The 13,911-nt window shown below is 59.5% G+C and carries 18 protein-coding genes and 1 pseudogene; 7 read left to right on the top strand and 12 right to left on the bottom strand.

What is annotated here, in order from left to right; translation table 11 throughout:
* Positions 1–24: 24 nt before the first annotated feature.
* The 6 genes and pseudogenes from istB to AO692_RS26350 form a co-directional block, all read right to left on the bottom strand.
* Positions 25–753: an IS21-like element helper ATPase IstB gene (gene istB / locus AO692_RS26370; protein WP_054308547.1), complete on the bottom strand. Its 729-nt coding sequence runs from the start codon at positions 751–753 to the stop codon at positions 25–27.
* Positions 686–2,252 (bottom strand): annotated as a pseudogene (istA, locus tag AO692_RS26365) (IS21 family transposase). Before istA ends, istB begins: the two are co-directional and overlap by 68 nt.
* Positions 2,253–2,441: 189 nt before the next feature.
* Positions 2,442–3,548, bottom strand: coding sequence for a site-specific integrase (locus AO692_RS26360; RefSeq protein WP_054313035.1), 1,107 nt, complete (start codon positions 3,546–3,548; stop codon positions 2,442–2,444).
* 443 nt (positions 3,549–3,991) lie between these two features.
* Complete coding sequence (locus tag AO692_RS33220; protein ID WP_161808132.1) at positions 3,992–4,153, bottom strand: hypothetical protein; 162 nt, start codon at positions 4,151–4,153, stop codon at positions 3,992–3,994.
* Positions 4,154–4,200: 47 nt separating this feature from the next.
* A complete protein-coding gene (locus AO692_RS33520; protein WP_200911787.1) occupies positions 4,201–4,644 on the bottom strand; it encodes a hypothetical protein in 444 nt (147 codons plus the stop codon).
* A complete protein-coding gene (locus AO692_RS26350) occupies positions 4,641–4,829 on the bottom strand; it encodes a helix-turn-helix transcriptional regulator (protein WP_054313034.1) in 189 nt (62 codons plus the stop codon). The genes AO692_RS33520 and AO692_RS26350 overlap by 4 nt, the downstream gene beginning before the upstream one ends.
* Positions 4,830–4,940: 111 nt before the next feature.
* Between AO692_RS26350 and AO692_RS26345 the strand changes: the two genes are divergently transcribed.
* On the top strand, positions 4,941–5,306 hold the full coding sequence (locus AO692_RS26345) for a hypothetical protein (protein ID WP_054313033.1): 366 nt from the start codon (positions 4,941–4,943) through the stop codon (positions 5,304–5,306).
* 116 nt (positions 5,307–5,422) lie between these two features.
* Here AO692_RS26345 and AO692_RS32945 read toward each other — a convergent pair whose 3' ends face one another.
* Entirely contained in the window at positions 5,423–5,734 is a 312-nt protein-coding gene (locus tag AO692_RS32945; RefSeq protein ID WP_152979977.1) for a hypothetical protein, read from the bottom strand.
* 74 nt (positions 5,735–5,808) lie between these two features.
* Here AO692_RS32945 and AO692_RS26340 point away from each other — a divergent pair, with 74 nt between their 5' ends.
* Positions 5,809–6,018, top strand: coding sequence for a hypothetical protein (locus AO692_RS26340; RefSeq protein ID WP_054313032.1), 210 nt, complete (start codon positions 5,809–5,811; stop codon positions 6,016–6,018).
* A gap of 286 nt (positions 6,019–6,304) precedes the next feature.
* On the opposite strand, the gene AO692_RS26335 is transcribed toward AO692_RS26340, so the two are convergent.
* Positions 6,305–7,009, bottom strand: coding sequence for a TIGR02281 family clan AA aspartic protease (locus tag AO692_RS26335; protein WP_054313031.1), 705 nt, complete (start codon positions 7,007–7,009; stop codon positions 6,305–6,307).
* Positions 7,010–7,014: 5 nt separating this feature from the next.
* Entirely contained in the window at positions 7,015–7,248 is a 234-nt protein-coding gene (locus AO692_RS26330; protein WP_054313030.1) for a DUF1289 domain-containing protein, read from the bottom strand.
* A gap of 205 nt (positions 7,249–7,453) precedes the next feature.
* On the opposite strand from AO692_RS26330, the gene AO692_RS26325 reads away from it, so the two are divergent.
* Positions 7,454–8,449, top strand: coding sequence for a nicotinate-nucleotide--dimethylbenzimidazole phosphoribosyltransferase (locus AO692_RS26325; RefSeq protein ID WP_054313029.1), 996 nt, complete (start codon positions 7,454–7,456; stop codon positions 8,447–8,449).
* 106 nt (positions 8,450–8,555) lie between these two features.
* Here AO692_RS26325 and AO692_RS26320 read toward each other — a convergent pair whose 3' ends face one another.
* Positions 8,556–10,079, bottom strand: coding sequence for a HAMP domain-containing sensor histidine kinase (locus AO692_RS26320; RefSeq protein WP_054313028.1), 1,524 nt, complete (start codon positions 10,077–10,079; stop codon positions 8,556–8,558).
* Positions 10,080–10,152: 73 nt separating this feature from the next.
* On the opposite strand from AO692_RS26320, the gene AO692_RS26315 reads away from it, so the two are divergent.
* The 4 genes from AO692_RS26315 (at position 10,153) to AO692_RS26300 (ending at position 12,653) form a co-directional block, all read left to right on the top strand.
* Positions 10,153–10,773 carry a thermonuclease family protein gene (locus AO692_RS26315; RefSeq protein WP_054313027.1) on the top strand — a complete coding sequence of 207 codons (621 nt, stop codon included), beginning with the start codon at positions 10,153–10,155 and terminating at the stop codon, positions 10,771–10,773.
* A 45-nt stretch (positions 10,774–10,818) separates the two neighbouring features.
* Positions 10,819–11,430 carry a glutathione S-transferase gene (locus AO692_RS26310; protein ID WP_054313026.1) on the top strand — a complete coding sequence of 204 codons (612 nt, stop codon included), beginning with the start codon at positions 10,819–10,821 and terminating at the stop codon, positions 11,428–11,430.
* A gap of 5 nt (positions 11,431–11,435) precedes the next feature.
* On the top strand, positions 11,436–12,053 hold the full coding sequence (locus AO692_RS26305) for a uracil-DNA glycosylase family protein (protein WP_152979976.1): 618 nt from the start codon (positions 11,436–11,438) through the stop codon (positions 12,051–12,053).
* A 108-nt stretch (positions 12,054–12,161) separates the two neighbouring features.
* Entirely contained in the window at positions 12,162–12,653 is a 492-nt protein-coding gene (locus AO692_RS26300) for an Lrp/AsnC family transcriptional regulator (RefSeq protein ID WP_054313024.1), read from the top strand.
* Between the two features lie 6 nt (positions 12,654–12,659).
* Here the strand turns inward: AO692_RS26300 and AO692_RS26295 are convergent, their stop codons facing one another.
* Positions 12,660–13,199, bottom strand: a complete 540-nt coding sequence (locus AO692_RS26295; RefSeq protein ID WP_054313023.1) for a GNAT family N-acetyltransferase — start codon at positions 13,197–13,199, stop codon at positions 12,660–12,662.
* A 4-nt stretch (positions 13,200–13,203) separates the two neighbouring features.
* Positions 13,204–13,905, bottom strand: a complete 702-nt coding sequence (locus tag AO692_RS26290; protein WP_054313022.1) for a DNA alkylation repair protein — start codon at positions 13,903–13,905, stop codon at positions 13,204–13,206.
* Positions 13,906–13,911 lie beyond the last annotated feature (6 nt).

Here is a 13,911-nt window from a genome sequence, read left to right as displayed (position 1 = left end):
GCGCGGATCGGCGTTATGGGGTGATCAGGCGCGGTTCTTGAATCGCCAGGATTCGTTTCCGGTCTCGATGATCTCGCAGTGATGGGTGAGCCGGTCGAGCAGCGCCGTCGTCATCTTGGCGTCGCCGAAGACAGCGGGCCATTCGCCGAACGCCAGATTGGTGGTGACGATGATCGAGGTGCGCTCGTAGAGCCTGCTGATCAGGTGGAAGAGCAACTGCCCGCCGGCTTGCGCGAAGGGCAGATAGCCGAGTTCGTCGAGGACGACGAAGTCCAATCGGGTCAGGTAGTCAGCGATACGGCCCTGCTTGCCACCGCGGTGCTCGGTCTCGAGCCGGTTGACGAGATCAACGACATTGAAGAAGCGACCGCGCGTCCCGTTGCGGATGAGGGATCGGGCAAGGGCAATCGCCAGATGTGACTTGCCGGTTCCGGTGCCGCCGATGAGAACGGCGTTACGCTGGTCGGCGACGAAGGTGCCGTTGGCAAGGTCCCTGACCAGCACCTCGTTGACCGGCGTGCCGTCGAAGTCGAACTCCTCGATGTCCTTGGCGATCGGCAGCTTTGCGACGGTGAGCTGGTATTTGATGGAGCGCGCCTGCTTCTCGGCGATCTCGGCCGACAGCAGATCGCCGACGATCCTCGGCGGCTCGTGCTGGCGCTTGATGCCGGTCGCCATAACCTCGTCATAGGCACTGCGCATGCCGTAGAGCTTCAACGTTCCCATCAGATCCAGAACCTGCGTGCGTTCCATCAGCTTGCCCTCCTGAGGCTGTCGTAGCGGGCACAGTCGGCCTGCGGCTCATGGCGCAGGCGAAGAGCGTCCGGGGTGAGAATGGTGATGGCTGGCGCCGGATCGCGCCGCCGCGCCAGAATGTTGATGATGACAGCTGACGAGCAGACGTTCTGGTCGAGCGCCTCTTGGCAGGCGGCCTCCACGGCATCGATCCCGTCGGTCAACACCGCAGCCAGGATCGCCACCATCTGGCGATCACCGTCATCCGAGGACTTCAGTCGGCGCCGGGTCCGCTCCATCGCCGAGGGCAGAACCCAGTCCTGGAACGGCGCGCCATTGCGCAATGCGCCGGGCTTGCGGGCGAGCACGGGGACATAGTGCCAGGGATCGTAAATGGTCTCACCGCGCCCGAACGAACGGGCGTGTTCGGCGACGACAACGCCATCCTGCCGGATGACGATCCTGCTGGCATAGGCCTGGATCTCGACCGGTCGGCCCACGGCAGTCGACAGCACCGAGTATTTGTTGTTGTCGAAGCGCACCGTGCAGGTCTTCGATACCGAGGCGGGGACCGTGTGGAAGCCGTCGAAGGGGCCGCGATACTCGACAAGTTTGCCGCGCTCCTCCTCGAACACCTCCCAGATCGTGCGCTCCGGCTGATCGATATGACGGTGCGTCTTGGTGTAGGCGATGCATTTGTCGAGCAGCCAGGCGTTGAGTTCCTCATAGGATTTGAAGCGCAGCCGCGGCGTGAAGAAGCGCTCGCGCACCAGCCCGACCTGGTTCTCGACTTGACCCTTCTCCCAGCCCGACGCCGGCGTGCAGGCGACCGGCTGCACCAGATAATGGCTGCACATCTGCAGGAAGCGGCGATTGTATTGCCGGTCCTTGCCGACGAATACCGTCTCAACCGCCGTCTTCATGTTGTCGTAGATGCCGCGCGTGCAGGTGCCGCCAAAGAAGGCGAAGGCCCGGTCGTGCGCGTCGAACACCATCTCCTGCGTCTCGCGCGGATAGGCTCTGACGAACATCATGCGGCTGTGGCAAAGCCGGACATGGGCAACCTTCACGGTCACAGTCACGCCATTGATGAGGACGATCTCGTGGCTCCAGTCGAACTGGTAGGCTTCACCCGGCGCGAAGAACAACGGCACATAGGCTTCCGCCGTCGCTGATCCCTGCGCCTTCGCCCAGCTCTTGGCGTATCGGCGAACCGCGTCGTAGCTGCCGTCGTATCCGAGACCGCGGAGCTCCTCAAAGATTCGGATCAGCGTTAGCCGCTCGCGCCCCGCCTTGCCGTGATTGCCACCTAAAAGCCCGTCGAGCTGATCCTGCCAGGGGCCGATCTTTGGCATCGGCTGATGCTCACGCTCGTAACGGAACTCCGTCGCGTTCGACCGCAGCACCTTCCGGACAACCTTCCGCGATATCCTCAACTCGCGGCAGATCTCCTTGATCGACTTCCCCTGGACCAGCGAAAGCCGACGTATCTTCGCAATCGTCTCCACAACCAACATCCAAAACAAATGCCCCCGATGAAACCGAAGGCAGTGTGACAACCCTGCGTTACAGGGGTCCTTTTTGGACGCCGGTCACCCCTGAAACGGGGTCCTTATTCCACGCCGAAACACACGCGATCCAGTAGGGCGTGAAAGTTGCCCTGCGCCTCATCCAGACGAGGCCCGGTGCTTTAACATGGCGAGGGTTCATAAGAGGTCATTCCTCTTGCCAGTGCCCTCTGCCAACCTGCTAGACCACGCCAACGGATTCTTCAGCCAGGGCAGGGATCGCCACACCGGCGGTACGGGCAATTTGTCGATAGCTTCAATCAACGGAGCTTGCGGCACATTGGTGTAATGGCGGCTCATGTCGTCAGCCGCATGACCTAAAATCTGGTCCTTGATGTGCGGGTGAACGCCGGCAATAACTAGCCCGGTCGAACATGTGTGGCGGGCTGTATACGGCGACACGTCATTTATTCCGCTGCGTCGACGCGCACCGTCGATGGCAGACTTTAAGCCACCGCCGCCCCCTTGCACGGAGGTGTATGGTTTGTTGCGTGGTGTCCGGAACACCGCTCCGCGATCAGCCTTTGCTCGATCAACGAGAGGCGCAAGCCATTCACACAGGAACGAATGCAGCGGGACGCCCCGAGGCTCGCCCGTCTTCGAATTGCGCACGACAAGCCAGCGGCCTGCCAGGTCAACATCTGAACCCTTCAGCGCGAACGCCTCGATCGGCCGCAGCCCGGTATAGAAAAGCGCGGTAAGCAGCATGCCCGGCGCGGGTGACATTGCGGCGACAAACTTGGCGGCTCGCTCAAAATCTATGGGTGCGGTTCCGGCGCGCTGACTGCCAACGATCGCGATTGTGCCTCTTGGGCGGCGCGGCCGACGCCATTTGCGTGGTCTAGCCCATTCATTCTCCGCAGCGAAATTCCAGACCGCGATGAACGGCGTATACACCTGACGGTTCAAAGTCTCGCGGCGGGCATTCGGATAGAGTTTGCGAGCCGCGGCATCCAGTTCCGGCTGGGATATATCCTTCAGTCTCTGCCTTCCGAAGTGTTTTCGCAGAGGATCAAGAAAGCGAGGGGAGCCGTCTGAAGCCAGATACGCGTCGCACGCATCATTGAAGGTCTTTGTGACGTCTGCGCCAAACGCGTGCGCTTGCTCGATTTCGCGAGACGTTCGAGCCATTAATGCCGAAGCAAGCTTTTGGTCCGTCAGCTTTGTCGACCTGTAGACGTGCGTTCCACAGACAGTCCCACGGATGTACCAGACGTTCCCGCGCTTCAGCAGCTTGAGGGGCACTAGTTCACCTCCCACTGGTCGTACGGATCAGGTTCGTCTTCGCTCGGCAACTCGTCGAAGAACTTGTCGACGCGCCTGAAGTCCCAAATCGTTCTGCTGTTCACCTTTTTGGCTTGGGCATACGACCGTCCCTCACCATGAGATCGAACATCGAAGGCGATATGCCGATGTAAGCCGCCGCCTCTGTCCGTGAGAGACCGCGGGCGGTAGGTTAGGAGGAAGTTTGAGCGGGCGGGAGGTCATACGCCATGGAATCCACATGACGACAGTGGAGTCAACCCATTGTAAAGATTATGCCTTTTCGCATATTTTGGCAGCAGGGAAATATGCGAAAGTGCATATTTCGGACTGCTAGGCTGAGATCAGCCTTCACCCGCGCAGCCGTACACCCGTGGCGTTGATGAACTCGACGCCTCTGGCTACGAGCCGGTCGTGCCGACCGCCTAAGACTTCTTCTCGAGGGTGGAAATCTTATTTTCGAGATGCTCAATCGCGCGGCATAGCAACTCAATCGACCGCGCGACGTGGTGTCTGTATTCTTCTTCTGTTCGGCTGTGGATGCTGTTGCCGATCACTTGCGCGGCTGCTTTCGTTTCTGCACTCATCATTCCCTCCCTAACCCGTCATCACGATATGGCGGCGGGAGGGGATGTCAACGAGCTTTTCGCGCCTCTATCTCTGCGCGCTTCTTAGCCCTGTATTCGGCGATAGCCTTTTGCACCTCCGGAGTTTGCGGGCCGAAATCACGCTCTTCGAATTCTACGCCATCGGCACGGAAGCGTTCTTCTTTGTCGATCCGATTCTCGATGCGCTTGCCGATCCAAACTTTCTCCTTCCCGTCAGGGACGGCGTTTATGCCCGGACCTGTCGCGCCAATGTATCCTTCATAAAACTTGGCGACCTTGATCACGGGCCATCCGCTATGAGCGGAGTCGAACTTCGGGAATCCTTGTAGTGTCGAGATGCGAGGGAACATGGTGCGTAGCCATTCAGCGGCCCGTTTCGGCCCGACGATCGCAACGGCAAGCTCCTTATCCGTTGCGAACAAGGGAAGCTTTTCAAGGGCTGTGTTTGTAACCGTCCAGTTGTTGCTCATGCCCGCAGCTTTACGCCAGTGCCGTTGATAAACTCGATGCCGGCTGCTTCGAGAGCGGCCCGCATCTTATCCACGCTGCTCATGCGTGAATCTTGCCCGTCTTCGAAGCGATTCACTGTGTTGACGCCTACGCCAGCTTTTTTGGCAAGCTCCTGCGTAGTCCATTTAAGCGCTGCGCGCGCCATTCGGCATTGAATATCTCTCATGTGGTGGATTTATCACCAAATAAGGGTTGACACAAATCGGCGATGAAATTACCGTTAATGGTGAGTTTATCACCACATGAGGAAAGCCCCATGAACATCGCCACGATCATCTCAGCCAAGCAAGCAACGCCATCCAGCGATGTAGATTTGCATGAAATGGCTGCTATGGACTTTCAGCCTTGGAACCCAAGGGTTGGGCTCACTCAGCAGGGCATTTACGATCACGCGCGGCGCAACCTGGAAACTGCATGCCTCGCACTTGGCGTCATGTACAAAACCAAAGAGGATCTGGCCGCAATGATGGGCGCCAACCCCGAGCTATTCCAGGACCTTCTTGAGGCGATCAGTGACAGCAAGAAGGGCTTTGAAGAGATTGCCACAATCTGCGGCGCTGCCGAGGCGAGACTACTTGTCGTCGGGGCCGGTGCTGCTTTGAAGGAAGTGGCTGCGGCGTAAAATTGAGCGTACCGTTTAAACAGCGCGGCCAATCGGCATGCGCCTTCGGGCCATGGAACACCCGCCGCGCGAGGCCCGTCTCTCGAAAGGGAGACGGGCTAGCGGCTAATCTCAGTCTAATCTGGTTCGCTCGGATAGAAAATAAGAGCGCTGCCTACGCTGAGAGCATGCTCGTAGAACTCGGCAAAACCTCGGTAAGTGTCTGTGTTGAGAGTCTCAATTCGTAGCTTGCCGTAATGCATATCCTCAATGTCGATAAATCCATACTTCTGGCATTCCGACATGGCTGTTTCAAATTCGCCAGAATCTGAATCTTGCCGCAAAAAGAGCATGCATTTGTGAACCGCCCCAGTTGCTGGATTATTCCAGTCGTACTCAGCGTTTCCAGAGTACCTACCTGTGAATCCATAAATTGCGACAATTGTCATGAGACGTCATTGCTCTTGGGTGGGCGCATCGGCGGGCTTTTCCATGCTATTGCTGGTTTGGATTTTTTGGGGGGATGAGACAGGTGTTTTTCTCGGAAATGCAAGACCAGCACGACAAGCGCGCGCAGGTGATCATTCATGAGATGGAAGACGTTGATGGCGCTAATGCCCCCATCGTTACAAACCTGAACCTTGTAGGGATCAGGCGTCGCCTGAACAACATTGAAGCTGGCGTATGGGCGCTAGTGATTATTGCAGGGGTTTACACCTGGCGCCACTGGTGAAGCCAAAAGCGGGGAGAGGCTTGCCCGGGCTTTTTGCGTATGGATTACCCGAATCTGGTACGAATTTTGGTAAACATTCCGTCTCAGTCCCTTATTTTATAAGGGAATCCGTCCAGTCCATCATCGGTGCAATGGAGAACACGCGCTGTCCGTAGAGCGTGCTTTCTTTCGTTTCAACGGTTTGCAGCATCACGCTGATATGGTCCTTCGGCGCTGTCGAGGCGTCGCCATGTAGCAGATTAAGCCGTAGTGCGTAACCACAGCCTGTCTTGAGGCCTGGTGCGCCTCAATCGCGCAGGATCATGCGGTCGCCGCGCATGTCGAAACCGGACAGCGAGCTGATGAAATTCATGCCGAGCAGGCTCTGACCGAGTGTGCCGGGCGCGGCGATGAGAACGGGCATGTCGCGCCTTGCAATGCCACCGAGCGCCAGTTCATTGGTGCGCACAGCTGCCGCGTTGGCGTTGCCGTTGGCAGTCGAAACACGCACGGTGTAGTTCAAACCATCCGGGTCGATCCCGGCGGTGCGGGCATCCTCGGCGGTGAGCACGGTTGTCGTCGCACCCGTATCGACGACAGCGTCGATCGGCTTGCCGTTGACGAGGATACGCGCCTGGAAATGGCCGTTGTTGCCCTTGTCGAGCGTCACCGTCGCGCGGCCGTCTTCCATGCCGAGCGCGAGTGGACTGCCGGGGACGAGGCCGGCGGTGACACGGCTGGCCACATCCTGCAATTCATAGCGGTACTGATAGCCGGCGATCAGCGCCAGCACGATCACGGCCCAGGTGCCGAGATTGCGCGCCATGCTGCCAAGCGGCTGACCGGAGCGCAAAAGGCCGGCACCGATCACAGCGCCGATGATGCCAAGCCAGACCAGGTTGCCGAAATCGTAGTTTTGGAAGCCGAATGTGCTGCCGGCTGAATCATTGTAGGCGAGCAATGCGATCGCGGCCGCAATGATTACCAGAATGATGACAAGCGAGCGATTCATAGACGTTAGGTCACCTCGCCGCGTTCGCGTGCCATGCGCGTGCGTCGCGTTTCGCGGCGCGGCTTGCGTTCCACCGTCGCGAGCCTTGCCGGCAGTTCGGCCATAACGGCACGACGCGTTTCCGGCGTCATGTCGAGCCATGCCGAGATTTCATCGCGCGTGCGTCCGCAACCGAAACAATAGCCGGTCGTCATGTCGATCGAGCAGACCAGGATGCAGGGCGATTCGATGGCCGTCATGGGAATATCCTAGGGGCACGCTCCCACATGGTGCAACGAATGTGGCAATGCAAGGTCTTGGGCTTGCGCCACTTAAGGTCGCCATCTGGCGACCCTTGCCGGCCGCCGTGCGAATTTCGAAATCACACCAGGGTCGTTTTCGTGACCCATATGGTTGTGCGGGGCGGGCAGGGCGGCTATTGCCGGCTTCGAACAGGAACCTGTCATGACCAGCGCGCTGCCTTTCGACGATTTCCGCAACCTGATTGCCAACCTGCCGCCGGTGGACGACGCTGCCGGCGAGCGGGTGCGCATGCTGTTTGCCAAGGCGGACAAGTCGGTCGGGTCGCTGGGGCGCATGGAGGACATCGCAGCGTGGCTGGCCGCATCGAGCGGCAAGGCGCCGCCGGCGGTCAATCGCCCGCTGGTGGCAGTCTTTGCCGGAAATCACGGCGTGACCAGGCAAGGCATTTCACCACGCCCCGTGGCGGCAACCGCGAATGCCGTCGAGCTGTGCGCCGCTGGCGGTGCAGCAGTAAACCAGGCCTGCATCGCCCATGATCTCGGCCTCAAGGTCTTCGATCTCGCCCTGCACATTTCGACCGGTGACATCACCGGGGAAGCTGCGCTCGACGAGCGCGGTTGCGCCGCCACCATGGCTTTCGGCATGGAAGCAACGGCGGGCGGGACCGATCTTCTGTGTTTGGGTGATATCGGTGTCGGCAATTCCACGGTGGCGGCCGCACTTCTCGCTGCCGTGCTGGGCGGGAAGGGCGCTGACTGGGTTGGTCCTGGCTCCGGTGCTGACAAGGCCATGCAAGCGCGCAAGGTGGCTGCCGTGGATGCTGCGCTGTCGTTCCACGGCAGCAATCTGAAGGATCCGCTGGAAGCGCTGCGGCGCGTTGGAGGGCGTGAATTCGCGGCCATTGCGGGGGCGATCCTGGCAGCACGGATGCAGAATGTTCCGGTCGTACTGGACGGATTTGCCGCGACCGCTGCAGCGGCAGTGCTCCATGCCGCCAACCCCACTGCGCTCGACCATTGCCTGCTTGCCGGCCTTTCCTGGGAGCCCGGTCACGCCGAGGCAGCCAGGTTGCTACGGCTCGAGCCGCTGCTTGATCTTGGCGTCAGCCATGGCGAGGGATTTGGTGCGGCGTTGGCAGCAGGCCTCGTCAGGGCCGCGGCCTTGACCAGTTCAGGCATGGCCGCGGCGGTTCGTTAGTTGGACTAGAGCAATTCTAGGAAAAGCGTGCTGCGGTTTTCTGTCGGGAATTGCGTGAAAACAAAGAGTTAAAGTGTTCCTTGTTTCCGAGAAAGACGGAAACGCTCTAGCGGCGGCGGCCTCCGGCCGCGATTTTGGTCGGCAGCGCGGGTAGTTGTTCCATGACCCTGGTCGGCGGGAAGATGGCAATTGCCTCGGTGCCTTCGCGCAGCTTCGAATAGAGTTCGAACTCGCCGCCATGCATGGCCATCAGTCCCTGAACGATGGGCAATCCAAGGCCCGTCCCTTGTTCCGCGCTCTTGATGGCGATCGAGCCTTGGCCAAAGGCCGACAACACGACAGGGATTTCATCCGCTGGAATACCGGGGCCATTGTCCTTGATCGAGACGTATTGGCCGCCGCCCGCGGTCCAGCCCACACGCACGCGCACCTCGCCGCCGGTCGGCGTGAATTTCACCGCATTGGACAGAAGATTGAGAGCGATTTGGCGTACCGCCCGTTCGTCGGCGAACAGGCGCGGCAATTGGTGTTCGAATTCCTCGACGATGCGGATATCCTTGTTGCGTGCCCGCAATTCCATCATGTGGCAACAATCCTCGACGATCGTCAAAAGCGTCACCGGCTCCTCGTTGAGCTGGTAACGGCCCGCCTCGATACGCGACAGGTCGAGGATTTCGTTGATCAGGTCGAGCAGGTGTCGGCCGGAATCATGCACGTCCGAGGCATAGGTCTTGTAGGTGTCGTTGCCCATCGGCCCCAGCACCTCATTGGCCATCACCTCCGAAAAGCCCAGAATGGCATTGAGCGGTGTGCGCAGCTCATGGCTCATGGAGGCGAGGAAGCGCGACTTGGCGAGATTGGCTTCTTCTGCCCGCCGACGCGCCTCATCTGACATCGCCTTGGCCGTTTCGAGTTCGGCGATCAGCGAATCCTTCTCTGTGCGGAAGGATAGGAGCATCACTGAAGAGCGGTTGAGGTGATGCGCCACATAGGCGAAGAAAGGCAACGCCACGACCAATAGCGCGACCATGATCGGCTCCGCCGGCATCCACCCGTTGGAGCCGACATAGGCATAGGTAGCGACGGGGATGGCAAACGTGGCGAGCAATGCGCCACGCAGCGAGGATGCCATGATCGCGGTGGCGGCCATTGCCATCAACAGCACAATGGCCTTGATGACCGAAAACTGGTCCAGGGTGCAAGCTCCGCAGCCGAGCGACGCGAAATAGGCCCAGCCGAGACCGCTGACGACGTGAGCAGTCAGGAATGCATTGCGGATTGGCGCCGGCTTGATGTCTGCAGCTTCGCTGCGGTCAATGCGGCGGGCGATGAAAGCGAGGCCCGCATAGCACCCCATGGTGATCAATGCCCATGCCAGCGTATCGGCATTCATGCCAGCCAGCACGCCGGCAATTGCGATGGTGAGCACCAGCAACGGCACTGCAGCGGCACCGTTGACGATCGCGCGAGCGTGGAGCTTCAGCAATTCGCGGTCGAAATCCGGGATACCGGCCTGCTGGGAAAGACGGTCGCGCGTGCGCCGCACAGCGCGCGCGACATCGCTGTTGCGATGCGGCTTGCTGCGGTCCACAATGTTCTTGTCCGCCGTGTTCGAGCTTAGCAGTGGCATGAAACTTCAGTTATCGCGGGCAGCGGCTCCAATCTGGACGCTAAGGCGGAATGATTAAGAACTTGTTTGCCATATGAGCCGGTCGTGGTCGCAAAGGTCCGGGCGGCGGCCTTATCCGCCGCGCCCGCGCAGTGCGTGGCGCAAGTTCTTCGACTATGCGCTGGCTTTTTTGTTCCTGGCACTGATTGCACTGATCGTGGCGCGGTTCGACCGTGTTTCGACACGCCAGGAAAACGGGAAGGCGACCGTCAATGACGGCGATACGATCACACTGGGCAATGAGCGCATTCGCCTTCGGGGTATAGATGCGCCGGAATACACGCAACTGTGCCGCAAGGATGGGGTGGACTATCCCTGCGGGAAGCTGTCGAGACAGGCGCTGGCAAAACTGATTGGCGGGCGTGCGGTTTCATGCATTGGATGGCAGCGTGACCGCTATGACCGGCTGCTGGGTGATTGCAAGGCGGGTGATATCGATCTCAATGCCGAGCAGGTCCGAGCCGGCTGGGCGGTAGCCTTTGGCGACTATGAATTGGAGGAAGCGTCGGCGCGCGTGAAGCGTGCGGGCATCTGGGCCGGCAGTTTCGAGGAGCCGCGCGATTGGCGTCGCACCCATGACGGTGCCGTGGAGCCGAAGCATGGGACGCTGGCGAGTGTCGGTGACACCGTGCGAGAATTGTTTCGCTTCCGCTGAACCCGGTTCTATGGTTGGCACCGACGAAACAATCAGGAGCAGGCAATGAAATTGTTCGACGGAGGGCGCGCGCCCAATCCTCGTCGGGTCCGTATCTTCCTGGCCGAGAAGGGGCTGAGCGTACCGCTGGAACCTGTCGACATGGGGGCAATGGGACATCGAAGCGACACGGTCACTGCCCGCAATCCGCTACAGCGACTGCCGGTGCTGGAACTGGACGACGGCACGGTGCTCACCGAGACCATCGCCATTTGCCGCTATTTCGAGGAATTGCATCCCGAGCCGGTTCTGTTCGGCACGGGTGCGCTTGGCCGAGCCACGGTCGAGATGTGGCAACGGCGCATGGAGTTCAACCTGTTCACGCCAGTGGCGCAGGCCTTCCGGCACATCCATCCTGCCATGAAGGAATGGGAAGTGCCGCAGGTTCCCGAATGGGGCGAGGCCAACAAGCCCAAGGCAGTGGAATTCCTGCGCCTGCTCGACAGGGAGTTGGCCGGGCGCGAATTCATCGCCGGTGACAGCTATTCAGTGGCCGACATCACCGGTCTGGTCGCGGTCGATTTCATGAAACCCGCCCGGGTCCAGATGCCGGAAGACTGCATGCATGTGCAGCGCTGGCACAAGGCTGTCTCGGGACGACCAAGTGCCAGCGCCTGAACTGCATGAAGGCTGAATTGGAACAGCTTGTCTCCCGGGTGCGGGCTTGTCGCATCTGCGTCGAAATGCCGAGCGGCAGGCCCTTGCCGCATGAGCCGCGGCCTGTGCTGCGGCCGTCGTCGACCGCGCGCATTCTCTTGGCCAGCCAGGCACCGGGCACGAAGGTACATCTTTCCGGCTTGCCGTTCACCGACGCTTCCGGCGACCGGCTGCGCGATTGGTTGGGTGTGAGCTCGGAAGAGTTTTACGACACCGAAAAATTCGCCATCGTGCCGATGGGCTTCTGTTTTCCGGGCCAGGACGCCAAGGGTGCCGATTTGCCGCCGCGTAAGGAATGCGCACCAGCCTGGCGTGCGCAACTCATGGCGGCAATGCCGCAGATTGAACTGGTTCTGACGATCGGTATCTATGCGCAAAGCTGGCATATGGGCGCGGCACGCCGCGCTTCGCTGACCGAGACCGTGTACGATTGGCGCAAGATCTGGAACGCTGCGGCTGGCCCGAAAGTGCTGCCGCTGCCGCATCCATCCTGGCGTAACACTGGCTGGCTGAAAAAGAATCCCTGGTTCGAAATGGAGTTGCTGCCATTCCTGAAATCGGAAATCCGCTCTCGCATTGATTGATTTCAGCGCAAATTATCACTCGTTTCACGGCGATTGGGCAGAATTCCTTTCTTGTCTGTGACAGAATTTCGAAGGAATATGGGGAAATATTTTCCTCGGGAGCCCAAGATGGATCGCCTTGATAGAAAAATCCTCCGCCTTTTGCAGGAGGACGCGACCCTTGCGGTTGCTGACGTCGCCAAGAAAGTCGGCCTGTCAACGACGCCGTGCTGGCGCCGCATTCAGAAGCTGGAGGAAGAGGGCGTCATAAAGCGGCGTGTCGCGCTGCTCGATCCGGAAAAGATCAACGCACGCGTGACGGTGTTCGTGTCGATCCGCACCAACTCGCACAGCCATGAATGGCTGCGCCGTTTCTCGGAAGTGATCCAGGAATTTCCGGAGGTGGTCGAGTTCTACCGCATGAGCGGTGATGTCGACTATCTGCTGCGTGTCGTCGTGCCGGATATCGCTGCCTATGACGCCTTCTACAAACGTTTGATCGCCAAGATCGAAATCCGCGATGTTTCCTCGGTCTTTGCGATGGAGCAGATCAAGTTCACCACTGAAATGCCGCTGGATTACATGACGCTCGACCGCGAGGCTGGCCAGAGCGCGGCTTGATTTTGTTCAGGCCGCTGTCAGGCGCATGATGTGCCTGCGGGAGCCGGCCGTGCCGGTTTCAAGGAAACCGCGGGCAAGAAACATGTCACGGAAGCCCATGAAGCGGTAACTTGGCGAAGCCTGCTCGACAGGATAAGCTTCAACCGCCCGAGCGCCCTTTGCGAAGGCATGATCGACCGCCGCGTCTAGCAGCGCCTTCGCAAGTCCGGAGCCGCGCCGCGCGCGCGGTACATAGAAGCAGACAATCGACCAGATGCCTTGTTCGGTATCGTCCTGCAGGCGCGAAAGCCTCCGATAGGTTTCTCGTGGTGCGACCGAGCACCAACCGATGGGATCGTCGGCATCGTAGGCCAGGATGCCGACCGGCGTTCCGCCGGCAATCCTCCCCACCATCAGACGTTTCTTTTCGGCATTCTCAACATGCTCGCGCGTATGCATATCGCGCCATGCCATGCACCAGCAATAGCTCGGTCCGCCCTTGCCCTGGAACAGAGCTTCGAAATCGGGGCGGGTTTCTTTGGTCACTTCGGCGAAACGCAAACCCATGGCGTTACTTTCGTTTGGCCAGCCTTTCCAATATCTTCGGATTGGTCAATTCGCGTACGGCATCTTTACCGATCCAGCGTTCGGTCTTGTCTTGAGAGGCCGCGAGTTTTTCCGCCAAAACAAGCGCAGGGCCATGCAGTGCCATCGAGCGTTTACCAATTTGGCGCAGGGCCCAGTTGACCGCCTTTTTCACGAAGTTGCGGCTGTCTTTTGAATGCTTTTCAATCAGCGGCAGCAAGCTTTCAAACGTGACGTCCGGTTCCTTTTTGCGATGTACGGAAGCCCAGGCGATCATGGCAAAGGCTGCGCGGCGAACGAATTCTCGTTCATCGTCGGCGAATTCAACGATGAGCGCCTGCCAATGTTCAGTGTCGACGAACAGATCAGTGACACCATCGACGATGTCCCAAGAATCGAAGGTCGATGCCCAAGATCTTGCATCATCAACAGAAAAGCGTTTCGGATCCGCCGTCGCGGATGCAATGAACTGCGCTTCGACGATACCGCTTCCCCAAAGCTCGAAAGCGCGCTCATGATTGCGCTTGATCTTCCTCGCAATGTCGCGCTGGGGGCCATGTGGAATGCCCAGCGCCCGCTCCACCTTGATGCCGAAGCGCTGCATACCCCGGCGATTCTCTTCGGAGGAAAGGGTATACAGATAAGCAAGGACTTCCGCGGCGGTCGAGGCCGGTGACAGGTTGTTCATGCACCA

This window comes from Mesorhizobium sp. 1M-11, assembly GCF_001303895.1.
GTDB lineage: Bacteria > Pseudomonadota > Alphaproteobacteria > Rhizobiales > Rhizobiaceae > Mesorhizobium.
This window is presented reverse-complemented; position numbering and strand designations above follow the sequence as displayed.

Coding starts and splice junctions, on each gene's coding strand:
- AO692_RS26325 (WP_054313029.1), top strand. CDS start 7,454: ATGACCAGCGCGCTGCCTTTCGACGATTTCCGCAACCTGATTGCCAAC.
- AO692_RS26315 (WP_054313027.1), top strand. CDS start 10,153: ATGAGCCGGTCGTGGTCGCAAAGGTCCGGGCGGCGGCCTTATCCGCCG.
- AO692_RS32945 (WP_152979977.1), bottom strand. CDS start 5,734: ATGACAATTGTCGCAATTTATGGATTCACAGGTAGGTACTCTGGAAAC.
- AO692_RS26310 (WP_054313026.1), top strand. CDS start 10,819: ATGAAATTGTTCGACGGAGGGCGCGCGCCCAATCCTCGTCGGGTCCGT.
- AO692_RS26295 (WP_054313023.1), bottom strand. CDS start 13,199: ATGGGTTTGCGTTTCGCCGAAGTGACCAAAGAAACCCGCCCCGATTTC.
- istB (WP_054308547.1), bottom strand. CDS start 753: ATGGAACGCACGCAGGTTCTGGATCTGATGGGAACGTTGAAGCTCTAC.
- AO692_RS26305 (WP_152979976.1), top strand. CDS start 11,436: ATGAAGGCTGAATTGGAACAGCTTGTCTCCCGGGTGCGGGCTTGTCGC.
- AO692_RS26320 (WP_054313028.1), bottom strand. CDS start 10,079: ATGCCACTGCTAAGCTCGAACACGGCGGACAAGAACATTGTGGACCGC.
- AO692_RS26340 (WP_054313032.1), top strand. CDS start 5,809: ATGAGACAGGTGTTTTTCTCGGAAATGCAAGACCAGCACGACAAGCGC.
- AO692_RS26300 (WP_054313024.1), top strand. CDS start 12,162: ATGGATCGCCTTGATAGAAAAATCCTCCGCCTTTTGCAGGAGGACGCG.
- AO692_RS26330 (WP_054313030.1), bottom strand. CDS start 7,248: ATGACGGCCATCGAATCGCCCTGCATCCTGGTCTGCTCGATCGACATG.
- AO692_RS26290 (WP_054313022.1), bottom strand. CDS start 13,905: ATGAACAACCTGTCACCGGCCTCGACCGCCGCGGAAGTCCTTGCTTAT.
- AO692_RS26335 (WP_054313031.1), bottom strand. CDS start 7,009: ATGAATCGCTCGCTTGTCATCATTCTGGTAATCATTGCGGCCGCGATC.
- AO692_RS26350 (WP_054313034.1), bottom strand. CDS start 4,829: ATGGCGCGCGCAGCGCTTAAATGGACTACGCAGGAGCTTGCCAAAAAA.
- AO692_RS33520 (WP_200911787.1), bottom strand. CDS start 4,644: ATGAGCAACAACTGGACGGTTACAAACACAGCCCTTGAAAAGCTTCCC.
- AO692_RS26345 (WP_054313033.1), top strand. CDS start 4,941: ATGAACATCGCCACGATCATCTCAGCCAAGCAAGCAACGCCATCCAGC.
- AO692_RS33220 (WP_161808132.1), bottom strand. CDS start 4,153: ATGAGTGCAGAAACGAAAGCAGCCGCGCAAGTGATCGGCAACAGCATC.